At 61.3% G+C, this 11,942-nt stretch carries 10 protein-coding genes; 4 read left to right on the top strand and 6 right to left on the bottom strand.

All coding sequences use genetic code 11. The annotated features are described in order from the left end of the window. Nucleotides 1–5: 5 nt before the first annotated feature. The 3 genes from atpA to AB1E34_RS18815 form a co-directional block, all read right to left on the bottom strand. Entirely contained in the window at nucleotides 6–1,544 is a 1,539-nt protein-coding gene (gene atpA / locus AB1E34_RS18825; RefSeq protein ID WP_372573857.1) for a F0F1 ATP synthase subunit alpha, read from the bottom strand. Then, nucleotides 1,545–2,105, bottom strand: a complete 561-nt coding sequence (locus AB1E34_RS18820; protein ID WP_372573856.1) for a F0F1 ATP synthase subunit delta — start codon at nucleotides 2,103–2,105, stop codon at nucleotides 1,545–1,547. Between the two features lie 307 nt (nucleotides 2,106–2,412). Beyond that, the gene (locus tag AB1E34_RS18815) at nucleotides 2,413–3,147 is read right to left on the bottom strand and encodes a class I SAM-dependent methyltransferase (RefSeq protein WP_372573855.1); all 735 of its coding nucleotides are present in this window, start codon (nucleotides 3,145–3,147) and stop codon (nucleotides 2,413–2,415) included. Nucleotides 3,148–3,208: 61 nt separating this feature from the next. Between AB1E34_RS18815 and gloB the strand changes: the two genes are divergently transcribed. The 3 genes from gloB (at nucleotide 3,209) to AB1E34_RS18800 (ending at nucleotide 7,436) form a co-directional block, all read left to right on the top strand. Beyond that, the gene (gloB, locus tag AB1E34_RS18810; protein WP_372573854.1) at nucleotides 3,209–3,976 is read left to right on the top strand and encodes a hydroxyacylglutathione hydrolase; all 768 of its coding nucleotides are present in this window, start codon (nucleotides 3,209–3,211) and stop codon (nucleotides 3,974–3,976) included. A 176-nt stretch (nucleotides 3,977–4,152) separates the two neighbouring features. Continuing rightward, on the top strand, nucleotides 4,153–6,477 hold the full coding sequence (clpA, locus tag AB1E34_RS18805; protein ID WP_372573853.1) for an ATP-dependent Clp protease ATP-binding subunit ClpA: 2,325 nt from the start codon (nucleotides 4,153–4,155) through the stop codon (nucleotides 6,475–6,477). Next, nucleotides 6,477–7,436 (top strand): peptidoglycan DD-metalloendopeptidase family protein, encoded by a 960-nt coding sequence (locus AB1E34_RS18800; RefSeq protein WP_372573852.1) that lies wholly within the window; start codon nucleotides 6,477–6,479, stop codon nucleotides 7,434–7,436. The genes clpA and AB1E34_RS18800 overlap by 1 nt, the downstream gene beginning before the upstream one ends. Before the next feature lie 10 nt (nucleotides 7,437–7,446). Here AB1E34_RS18800 and AB1E34_RS18795 read toward each other — a convergent pair whose 3' ends face one another. The 3 genes from AB1E34_RS18795 to AB1E34_RS18785 form a co-directional block, all read right to left on the bottom strand. Further along, complete coding sequence (locus tag AB1E34_RS18795) at nucleotides 7,447–9,099, bottom strand: peptidoglycan -binding protein (protein WP_372573851.1); 1,653 nt, start codon at nucleotides 9,097–9,099, stop codon at nucleotides 7,447–7,449. A 3-nt stretch (nucleotides 9,100–9,102) separates the two neighbouring features. Beyond that, nucleotides 9,103–10,275 carry a biopolymer transporter ExbB gene (locus AB1E34_RS18790; protein WP_372573850.1) on the bottom strand — a complete coding sequence of 391 codons (1,173 nt, stop codon included), beginning with the start codon at nucleotides 10,273–10,275 and terminating at the stop codon, nucleotides 9,103–9,105. Between the two features lie 64 nt (nucleotides 10,276–10,339). Then, the gene (locus AB1E34_RS18785; protein WP_372573849.1) at nucleotides 10,340–10,870 is read right to left on the bottom strand and encodes a gamma-glutamylcyclotransferase; all 531 of its coding nucleotides are present in this window, start codon (nucleotides 10,868–10,870) and stop codon (nucleotides 10,340–10,342) included. 69 nt (nucleotides 10,871–10,939) lie between these two features. On the opposite strand from AB1E34_RS18785, the gene AB1E34_RS18780 reads away from it, so the two are divergent. Beyond that, nucleotides 10,940–11,941, top strand: coding sequence for a DUF2125 domain-containing protein (locus tag AB1E34_RS18780; RefSeq protein ID WP_372573848.1), 1,002 nt, complete (start codon nucleotides 10,940–10,942; stop codon nucleotides 11,939–11,941). Nucleotide 11,942 lies beyond the last annotated feature (1 nt).

Below are 11,942 nucleotides of genomic sequence, written 5' to 3'. Positions count from 1 at the left end.
TCTCCTTAAGCGAAGGTTGCGGCGTATTCGTCCAGCGCAGCCTTGATCTTGTCGGACGCATCACCCTTGATCTTGGGATCGTCATTGGTGATCCAGTCCAGCAGATCGGCATGCTTGCCGCGCAGGTGCGCCAGCAGACCAGCCTCGTAGCGGCCAACATCGGACACGTCGATCTTGTCGAGGTAACCGTTGGTGCCGGCAAAGATGACGCAGACGATTTCCGCATTGGTCAGCGGCGAGTATTGCGGCTGTTTCATCAACTCGGTCAGACGCGCGCCGCGGTTCAGCAGCTGCTGGGTTGCGGCGTCGAGGTCGGAGCCGAACTGCGCAAAGGCCGCCATTTCGCGGTACTGCGCCAGTTCCAGCTTCACCGGGCCGGCAACCGATTTCATCGAGTTGGTCTGCGCCGACGAGCCCACACGGCTAACAGACAGACCAGTGTTCACGGCGGGGCGGATGCCCTGGTAGAACAGTTCGGTTTCCAGGAAGATCTGACCGTCGGTAATCGAGATCACGTTGGTCGGAATAAAGGCCGACACGTCACCACCCTGGGTCTCAATAACCGGCAGAGCGGTCAGCGAGCCGGCGCCGAAATCTTCGTTCAGCTTCGCCGAACGTTCCAGCAGGCGGGAGTGGAGGTAGAAAACGTCGCCCGGATAGGCTTCACGTCCCGGTGGGCGGCGCAGCAGCAGCGACATCTGACGATAAGACACAGCCTGTTTGGACAGGTCATCATAGATGATCAGCGCGTGACGGCCATTGTCGCGGAAGAACTCGGCCATTGCGGTTGCGGCATAAGGCGCCAGGAACTGCATCGGGGCCGGGTCGGACGCGGTTGCGGCAACAACGATCGAGTAGTCGATCGCACCGGATTCTTCCAGACGCTTCACCAGCTGTGCAACGGTCGAACGCTTTTGGCCAACAGCAACATAGACGCAGTAGAGCTTCTTGCTCTCGTCGTCGCCTGCGGCTTCGTTCACTGACTTCTGGTTCAGGATGGTGTCCAGCGCAACGGCGGTCTTGCCGGTCTGACGGTCACCAATGATCAGTTCGCGTTGGCCCCGGCCAATCGGGATCATCGCGTCAACCGATTTCAGGCCGGTCGACATCGGCTCATGCACCGATTTACGCGGGATGATGCCCGGCGCCTTGACGTCGGCCACGCCACGCTGGGTGGCGTTGATCGGGCCCTTGCCATCGATCGGGTTGCCCAGACCGTCCACAACGCGGCCCAGCAGTTCATTCCCGATCGGAACGTCCACGATCGAGTTGGTGCGCTTGACGGTATCGCCTTCCTTGATGTCCCGGTCAGACCCGAAGATCACAACACCGACATTGTCGCTTTCCAGGTTCAGCGCCATGCCCATAATGCCGCCGGGAAACTCGACCATTTCACCGGCCTGCACGTTATCGAGGCCATAGACGCGGGCAATCCCGTCACCGACACTCAGCACGCGACCGATCTCGGCCACTTCTGCTTCCTGACCAAAATTCTGGATCTGGTCCTTCAGGATTGCAGAAATCTCTGCAGCTTGGATACCCATCTATCCGACCTCTTTCATTGCATTCTGTAGGGAGTTGAGCTTGGAGCGGATCGAGCTATCGATCATCTTCGAGCCCACTTTGACGACAAGACCGCCGATGAGGTTTTCATCGACGGTCGCATTGATACTTACGGTTTTGCCCACTTGCGCACCGAGCGTCTTGGACAGTTTTTCCATCTGGGTCTTGGTCAGCGCCTTGGCCGACGCCACCTCGGCGGTCACTTCGCCGCGCTCATCGGCCAGCGCCGCGCGCAGGGCTGCGATCAGCTGCGGCACGACGAACAGGCGGCGCTTTTGCGCCATCAGGCCCAGCGCGTTAGCCAGCACCGGGTCCAAGTTCATCTTTTTGGAGATTGCGCCGATGGCCGCAGCCTGATCGGCCCGCGAGATCAGGGGCGAATGGATCAGGTCGCGCAGCTCTGCGCTGGCGTCCAAAGCTTCCGCCAAATCGGTGACGCCCGTTTCCAGGCCGTCAAGGTTCTTGTTCTCTTTCGCGATCTCAAAGATCGCGGTGGCGTAACGCTCGGCGATGCCGGCGGAAATCGAAGCTGGTTCGGACACGTCCACCCTTCCGCTACTTGGCCCCGAATTCGCGCAGAACAGGCAAACCGGGGGCGTGACAAAACCCCGCCAGGACGGCAGGGCATCAAAATCACCGGGGATGTAGCAGAGCGTTCACAACCTCGCAATACAGTATAAAAGGGACGCACTTATCCCCAAATCGAGCGTTTTCAAAGGGTTAAGATAAAGTGTGACGGTTTGACCTCACTGCCCGCCTTGAAAAATGTTACGAGACTGCAGGTTTTCGCGATTCCTGCCGTCAGGTTACACCGATCTGACAGGTCGAGAATGGCACTTGCTACGTCTCTCAGGCTGGCTTGAGCAACCCGTCCAGCGCCTGAATGGGCCGCCTCTGCTCATGCGGGACGACCCTGCCGCGGGGCGGTTGCATGCGCTTGCTGGCTTCGACCATGAAGACACCGCCCGCCATGATGGTCGGCAGCCGGGTTCCCGCCTTTTCGATCAACGCCCCGGATTTCAGCCAGAATCGGCGAAAGGATGGCGGTTGATACAGCGCCGAGCAATGCGCGTCGGGCAGGAAGTCATGCTCTTTCAACTGCGCTTCCAACTGGCCCAGTGTATAGGGTCGCCCGAAACCAAACGGCGTCTTGTCCGACCGCGACCATAGCCCGGCGCGATTGGGCACAATGAACATCGCCTTGCCGCCGGGGCCCAGCACCCGCCAGCATTCATCCAGCACGTTGCTTGGCCGCTCCGAGGTTTCCAGCCCGTGCATCACCACCAGCTTGTCCACATGCCCTGTCTCGATCGGCCAACGGGTCTCTTCCGCCAGAACCGAGACATTGGGCATCCCGGCGGGCCAGGGCATGACCCCTTGTGGACCGGGCATCAGCCCGATGACCCGTCGCGCATCTTTCAGGTAAGGCCGCAACAGCGGCACCGCGAATCCAAACCCGGCCACCGTCTGGCCATGTGCCTCGGGCCAAAGCTCCAGCAGGCGACCGCGAATGGCCGCCTGCGCCGCCCGCCCCAGCGTGCTGCGATAGTAGAAATTCCTCAGATCCTGGACATCCAGATGCATTGCAGGCGCTCGCATGATCGGCTTAGCTGGGCGCAGTCTAGCAATGAAAGGGCAAAAGACCATGCCTCTTGAGATCGTCACAATCCCCTGCCTCAGCGACAATTATGCCTTTCTGATCCATGCGCCCGGCAGCGGGTTGACTGCCCTCGTGGATGCACCCAAGGCCGCCGCCATCGAGGCAGAGCTTGACCGGCGCGGCTGGACGCTGGACCAGATCTGGCTGACCCATCACCACTGGGATCATATCGACGGGGTCGAAACGCTCCGGTCACGATTCGGCGCAACAGTGGTGGGCGCGGCGGCGGATGCGCCACGCCTGCCGAAGCTGGATCTGGAGGTGCGCGAAGGCAGCGTCTTTTCCCTGTCGCGCGAAGATGTGCAGGTCATAGAGGTGCCCGGGCACACGGTCGGCCACATCGCCTTTTACCTGCCCGAAAGCCATGCGGTCTTTACCGCTGACAGCTTGATGGCGCTGGGATGCGGGCGGCTGTTCGAGGGGACACCGGAACAGATGTGGACCTCGCTGAGCAAGCTGGCCGCATTGCCGGACGACACTATCGTCTATTCCGGGCACGAGTATACACAGGCCAACGGCCGGTTCGCGGAAACAATCGAGCCCGAAAATGCCGCATTGAAAAAACGCATCGCAGATATATCTGAAGCCAGAGCCGCAGGGCGGCCCACGGTTCCGTCAGAATTGGCGCTGGAAAAGGCCACAAATCCCTTCCTGCGTGCCAATGAACCGGGAATTCAAGCAAATCTGGGAATGACCGGCAGCGCGCCGGTTGATGTATTTGCCGAGATTCGCGCCCGCAAAGACCGATTCTGAGGCCTGTTTTTCCAGCTTCATGGCATCAGTCACATTAAATGTGAGGATGATTTGACAAAAAACCCTTGAAGCCGCCGTGCGTTCAACCAAACTCTAATAGTATGAGGACATGGTTGGTCTGGGGGGACCAACGACCAATGCGCCCCCAGCCAACCCCAGTATAGAGGAGCACGCCGGTGCCTTCATTCTCGAGCACACTAGAACAAGCCATTCACGCGGCGCTTGCCGCTGCGAATGAACGGCGCCACGAATTTGCAACGCTCGAGCATCTGCTTCTGGCACTGCTCGACGAACCGGATGCGGTGCGGGTGATGAAGGCCTGCAGCGTCGATCTGGATGAGTTGCGCGGAACCCTAGTCGAATTCATCGATGAGGATCTCTCAAATCTGGTGACCGATATCGACGGATCCGAAGCGGTGCCGACTGCCGCGTTCCAGCGGGTAATCCAGCGCGCCGCAATCCACGTGCAAAGCTCGGGCCGCACCGAAGTGACCGGCGCCAACGTGTTGGTTGCGATCTTTGCCGAACGCGAAAGCAACGCGGCCTATTTCCTGCAGGAACAGGACATGACCCGCTATGACGCGGTGAACTTCATCGCCCATGGCGTGGCCAAAGACCCCGCCTATGGCGAAAATCGCTCCGTGTCGGGCTCGGATGAACCCGAGGAAGAGACACAAGCCGCAGCAAGTGAACCTGACCAGAAGGAAAGCGCGCTGTCGAAATACTGCGTCGATCTGAACGCCAAGGCACGCGATGGCGATGTGGACCCGCTGATCGGCCGTGACCTTGAGGTGGAGCGCTGCATTCAGGTGCTATGTCGCCGTCGCAAAAACAACCCGCTGCTGGTGGGCGACCCCGGCGTGGGCAAGACTGCCATTGCGGAAGGTCTCGCGCGCAAGATCGTCAATGGCAACACGCCCGAGGTGCTGTCGGCCACCACGATCTATTCGCTCGACATGGGCGCGCTGCTGGCTGGCACCCGCTATCGTGGGGATTTCGAGGAACGGTTGAAGGCCGTCGTCTCGGAACTGGAAAGCCATCCGGACGCGGTGCTGTTCATCGACGAGATTCACACGGTAATCGGTGCTGGCGCCACCTCAGGCGGTGCAATGGATGCCTCCAACCTGCTCAAGCCTGCCCTTCAGGGTGGCAAGCTGCGCACCATGGGCTCGACCACCTACAAGGAATTCCGCCAGCATTTCGAAAAGGACCGCGCGCTCAGCCGCCGATTCCAGAAGATCGACGTGAACGAGCCCACGGTTGAAGACAGCGTCAAGATCCTGCGCGGGTTGAAACCCTATTTCGAGGAACACCACGACATCAAATACACCGCCGACGCGATCAAAACAGCGGTGGAGCTGTCGGCGCGCTATATCACCGACCGGAAACTGCCCGACAAGGCCATCGACGTGATCGACGAGGCTGGCGCGGCGCAGCATCTGGTGGTGGAAAGCAAGCGGCGCAAAACCATCGGCGTGAAAGAGATCGAGGCGGTCGTTGCCAAGATCGCCCGCATCCCGCCCAAGAACGTCACCAAGGACGATGCGGAGGTTCTGAAAGACCTCGAAGCCTCGCTCAAGCGCGTGGTGTTCGGGCAGGACAAGGCCATCGATGCGCTTTCCAGCGCCATCAAGCTGGCCCGTGCGGGCCTGCGCGAGCCGGAAAAGCCAATCGGCAACTACCTGTTCGCAGGTCCTACCGGCGTCGGCAAGACGGAAGTCGCCAAGCAATTGGCCGATACGTTAGGGGTCGAGCTGCTGCGCTTCGACATGTCGGAATATATGGAGAAACACGCGGTTTCCCGCCTGATCGGCGCGCCTCCGGGGTATGTCGGCTTCGATCAGGGCGGCATGCTGACCGATGGCGTCGATCAACATCCACATTGTGTGTTGCTGCTCGATGAAATCGAAAAGGCACATCCGGATGTGTTCAACATCCTGCTGCAGGTGATGGATCATGGCGAGTTGACCGACCACAATGGCCGGACGGTGAATTTCCGCAACGTGGTTCTGATCATGACCTCGAATGCCGGGGCGCAGGAGCAGGCCAAGGAAGCCATCGGTTTTGGCCGCGACCGTCGCGAGGGCGAGGATACCGCCGCGATCGAGCGCATGTTCACGCCGGAGTTCCGCAACCGTCTGGATGCGGTGATCTCCTTCGCGCCGTTGCCGAAAGAGGTCATCCTGCAGGTGGTCGAGAAATTCGTCCTCCAGCTTGAGGCGCAGTTGCTGGATCGCAATGTGACCATCGAACTGACCCGTCCGGCGGCTGAATGGCTGGCCGACAAGGGATATGACGATAAGATGGGCGCCCGCCCGCTGGGTCGCGTCATTCAGGAGCATATCAAGAAGCCTTTGGCCGAAGAACTGCTGTTTGGCAAACTCGCCAAGGGCGGTGTGGTGAAGGTTGCCGTGAAGAACGGCGAGTTGGATCTGCAGATCAACGGCCCGCGCCAGCAGCGTATTCCGGGCGACAAGCCGCCGCTGCTGACAGCGGATTGATGTACGGGCGACTGCTCGCGGCTCTTGCGCTCGCTGCCGGACCGGCGGCGAGCGATCCCGTTCTGAGCCTGCCTATTGACTGCGAGCTGGGCGAGACCTGCTATATCCAGCAGTTCGTCGACCGTGATCCCGGTGCCGGAGCCCGCGACTTCACATGTGGCACGTTGTCTTACGACGGGCACAAAGGCACCGATTTTGCGCTGCCAACGCTGCGCGCCATGCAGCAGGGTGTGGATGTGCGTGCCGCCGCACCAGGGATCGTGCAAGGCACGCGCAATTCGATGCCCGATCAGCTTTATACCAGTGACACTGCCGCGCAGATCGACGGGCGCGAATGCGGGAATGGCATTGTACTCAAGCACGAGGACGGCTGGGAAACCCAGTATTGCCACATGCGGCAGGGTTCCATCCGCGTCAAATCCGGGGATGTGATCGGTGCCGGAACCGTGCTGGGCCAGGTCGGACTGAGCGGCAAGACACAGTTTCCGCATCTTCACCTGTCGGTGCGCAAGGACGGTCAGGTGGTCGATCCCTTTGACACCACCGAACAGGCGCAATGCGGGCAAGGAGGCGATAGCCTCTGGGCCGAAACGCCCGACTATGTGCCGGGCGCGCTGATGGATGTGGGCTTTGCCCCGCTGGTTCCCGAATATGACGCGATTCTTGCAGGTGACGCCGCGCAGGATGTGCTGTCCGACCAGAGTTCTGGGCTGGTTCTTTACGGTCTGGCCTATGGTGGGCTGAAAGGCGATGTGATGAGGATCGAGATCATGGGGCCTGACGGACCTTTTGGCGGCCAGCAGGTCGAGTTGGAGCGCAACCGTGCCCGGTTCTTCCGGGCCTATGGCAGGCGCCTGACCGCTGAACGATGGCCTGCGGGAACCTATACCGGCACGGTGAGTCTGGTACGGGATGGGCAGGTGATCAGCCAGAAGTCGACAACGGCAACGGTTCAGTAACCCTCAGCGATCACTTCTCAGTCAATTTCAACTCGATCCGCCGGTTCTGCGCACGCGCGTTTTCGGTATCGTCCGTGTTCACCGGCTGGAACTCCCCAAACCCGTTGGCCGCCAGCCGGTTGGGCGGAATGCCCAGCGCGTTTACCATGTAGCGCACCACCGAAAGCGCCCTGCCCTGGCTGAGTTCCCAATTGTCGCGATAACGCCCGGTGCCTCCCAGCGGCGTGTTATCGGTATGGCCGTCAACCCGGATCACCCAGTTGATCTCGGACGGGATATCACTTGCGATGCTACGCAGGATTTCGGCGATTTTAGCGATCTCGAACCGGCCCTCGGGTGACAGCGTGGCCGAGCCGGGCGCAAACAGCACCTCGGAGGAAAAGACAAAGCGGTCGCCCTCAATCCGCACGCCCTCCTGCTGGCCCAGCACATCACGCAGCCGCCCAAAAAACTCCGACCGGTAGCGTTCCAGATCCTTGGCTTGCGCCTGCAGGTCTTCGGCTTCGGCCTCCAACCGCTGGCGCTCGGCTTCTTCCAGCAGGCGCCGCCTCCGCTCTTCGGATGCAGCGCGGGCCAGCGCGGTATTGAGGTCCTGCCCAAGCGACTGCAACTGAACCTGCGCCACCTCGTCGCGGGCCTTGTAATCATCAAGCAATGCCTGAAGCCCGCCCAACTGGCTGCGCAGCGCCGCGATCTGCTGGTTCAGCAAAGCGGTCTGCCGCTGTGCTTCTGCCGAGACCTGCTGTTCTGCCGCCAGCAATTCGCGGGCCTGAGCAAGCAGCGCAGCGCGGGTATCAGCTTGATCTGCTTTAGGTCGGACAACCTCCAGATCACCCTGCAGTGCATCGCGGGCCGCCTCCGCCGCTGCAAGCAGGGTCAGCGTCTCTTCGGCCTCTTTGCGCTGCGCCTCTAGCGCCAGCGTCATGGCAGTTAGCTCGGTATCGGCATCCTGCAAACGCGTGCGCAGCGCTTCTGCTGCAGCGGCATCGGCCAGCCGAGCCGCTTCCTCCTCGTCAAGCTGACCCTGAAGCGCGGCTATCTGTTCAGAGGTTTCGACACTTTCGCTCTGCAAATCCGCCACCAGCGCTTCCAGCGCTTCGCGACGCGCGGCGGCAAGACGGGCAGCCTCGGTCTGGGCATCGATCTCGCTGCGCGATTGCGCCAAAGCCAGGTTCAGCGCCTCTTGCTCGGAGAGCAGATCGGCCTGCAACGCCGACAGGTTTTCCACATTGGCCAAGGCTTGATCTCGATCAGCGATCAGAGCCGCAACCTGGGCCTCGAACGTGGTGATCCGGGTCTGGGCTTCGGCCAGAGCCGCGTCCTGGCGATCCCGCTCACTTGTCAGGGTTGCGATCAGGTTCTGCGCCTGTTCCAAACTGCCCTGCGCTTCTGAGAGCGTGGCGTTCAACGCTCCGACGCGCTGGCGCAGCTGATCGTTTTCCTGCTCTTCCAGCCCCAGCGCCTGCGCCAGCGAGGCCACCTCGTTCGACAGCGCATCAAGCTCGCTCTCCTGCCCGGAGATCGTTTCGCGCAGCACAAATTGCACCACCATGAAGATGGTCAGCACAAAGGTCAGCACCATCAGCAACCCGGTCATGGCATCGACGAAACCGGGCCAGACAGAGCCCTGGAACCGTTGACCTGTGCGGCGGGACAGGGCCATGGATCACTCCCCGTCCGCGCCGCGCGCGCCGCCGCTGCGGGTCAGCGCCGTGACGAGCGTATCGATATCCCGGCGCAGCTCGGCCATGCTTTCCTGCCGCCCGGCTGAAATCTCTTCTAGAATGCGCAGCATCTGCACGTCGATCGAGCGCAGCCGCATCCGGCTTTCGGCGTCAATCCCGTCGCCGTGTTCATGGCTGCGCAGCAGCTCCACATGCGCCTCCTGATTGGCAGCAAGGCGTTCCAGCGCGCGGGTGACACCGTCCGTATCGGATTGGCGCTGGTTCATCTGGGCTATGGTATCGACCAACTCACCCATCTTGTCCGACAGCACGGCCCGATCCTGTTCGGAGTTTTCGAACATCACCCGCAGCCCGTCCATCTGCTCGGTCATCGCCTCCATCACACCATCCATGGCACCTGAATCAGACCCACCCTCATCGCCTGAGGAAAACCCGACCCGCGTGATGGTCGACAGCCATTCTTCCAACTCGCGGTAGAACCGGTTCTGGCCGTGGCTGGCAAAAAGCTCCAGCAAGCCCACGATCAGCGACCCGGCGAGACCCAGCAAAGACGACCCGAAGGCAACGCCCATCCCCTGGAGCTGTGTTTCCAGCCCAACCATGAGCCGGTTGAACACCGCCAGCCCTTCTTCGCCCTCCTGCGGATTGAGGCTGCGGATGGTGTCAACGATGGCGGGAACGGTGGTGGCTAGGCCAAAGAAGGTACCCAACAATCCGAGGTAAATCAGCACATTGGTGATGTATCGCGTGATCTCACGCTCTTCCTCGATGCGTTCGGCGACAGAATCGAGGATAGAACGGGTCGAGGTGGAACTGATCTGCATCCGCGCGCTGCGTGCGCTGAGCAGCGTGGCCAAAGGCGCCAGAAGCTGGGGGGCGGGGATGCCCTCGCGCTCGAAACCACCGACAAAGCCGTCGATCCAGCGCACCGATCCGATCAGTTGGAAGACCTGCCAGAAACAGGCCAGAACACCAATGACAAAGACCAGAAGGATAAACCCGTTCAGATAGGGATTTGCCTGAAAGACCGAGGCGACGCGCGGCAACGCCACAAAAACGCCGAAACCAGACAGGCCAATCACGACCAGCATCATGATGATCTGCCGGAAGGGGCGCGAGAATTGCGGTCTCGCTTCGAAACGTGCCTGCGCCATGCGCGTGTCCTGATTTTCTGCTCTAGGAAGAACCTACCGAAAAGCCGCCCGCAAGGCCAAGGCTTTATGCGGTCAGCGCACGGACCCGCGTGGTCAACCAGTCCAGATCAGGGTCGTTGAGCCCGATCTCGGCCAGATGCTCAGCGGTATTATAAAGATAGTCGGTGTTGGGGCCACGCCCGCCCACCGCATTTGCGATGATACGCGCCTGATCCTCCAGTGCGAGGCCGCCGCAATATTGCACATGATGAGGGTCGATCACATAGGTGACGGCAGTGACGCGTTCGCCGCCCTCCAGATCCACCTCCAGCATCCGCTCCAGATAGGCCGATGAGATCAACTCGCGTTCGCGCAGCTCAGCCAGCGTCCGGTCTTCGTGCCCCGCTTGCACCGACAGGGCAAGACCCCTGCAATGGGACCCGTCAACCTCGTCCAGCGCCAGCACCAGCCCCGGTTTTTCCTCGGTGCCCCGGTGATGAATGGAACTCATGCAGAAAGATCGCGCATATCCGTGCAGCGTCGCGACCTCGCTGCGCGCCACCGGAAATCCGGGGTTCCACAAAAGCGACCCATAGCCGAACACCCACATCGTCATCGCACTGGTCCTTGCCTGTTTCGCCCTATAAATACCAAATCAAAGCCGGGAAAAAGGGGCCAATCGAGCATGCGCCGTTTGCTGAAACTCACCATTGTGGTGATCGTGCTGTGGTCTGGCTATTGGCTGGCCGCCGCCTATGGATTGCGCAGCAGTGTCGAGGCGTGGTTTGCCACCCAGGCAGAACGGGGCTGGCAGGCCGATTATGCCGAGATTTCGACCGCCGGCTACCCGCTGCACCACAAAACCACCCTGACCAGCCCCGCGCTGGCCGATCCGCGCACCGGGGCGGCCTGGCAGGCCGACTGGATCATGTTTGACAGCCCCGCGATCTGGCCCGGGCGTCAGACCCTGCGCTTTGCCGACACGCCGCAGCGCCTGTCCTATTTCGACCAGACCGCCGTTGTGACGGCGCAGGAATTGACCGCAGACCTACATCTGCACCCCGGCGTCCGGCTTGAGCTGCAGCGCATGGCGCTGACAGCGGGTCCGTGGCGTATCGATACTGTCGACGGCACCGCCCTTCAGGCAGACACCATGTCGCTTGCCATGGCGCAGGAGGAGCAGCCTGAGAGCTACATGTTCGGAATATCGGCCGAAGGCTTCACGCCGGGCGATGCGCTGCGCCGCCTGCTGCGCTCGGATACCGCCCTGCCCCGCAGCCTTGAGACGCTGGAGCTCGACATGGCTGTGCGTTTCGACAAGGCCTGGGATCGCAGTGCGTTGGAAGAGAGCAGACCGCAGCCGCAGATGATCGACCTGCGTCTGGCCGAGATGCGCTGGGGCGAATTACGCCTCTATGCAACCGGAGAGCTGGAGGTTGACAGCCAGGGCATTCCCACCGGAGAAATCGCGCTCAAGGCGGAAAACTGGCAGGAAATGCTGGCTATGGCGCAAGCGGCGGGTGCCATCCCAGAACAGGCGGTTGGCCCAGCGAACCGGGTTCTGGGCATGCTGGCAGGCCTTGGTGGCAACCGCAATTCTCTGGATGTTCAGTTGAATTTCCGCGACGGGTTCGTGGCGCTTGGCCCGATCCCGCTGGGACCGGCACCCCGGCTGATCCTGCGCTGAG

Origin of the sequence: Ruegeria jejuensis (assembly GCF_041537905.1) — a bacterium.
Classification (GTDB): Bacteria; Pseudomonadota; Alphaproteobacteria; order Rhodobacterales; family Rhodobacteraceae; genus Ruegeria_C.
This window is presented reverse-complemented; position numbering and strand designations above follow the sequence as displayed.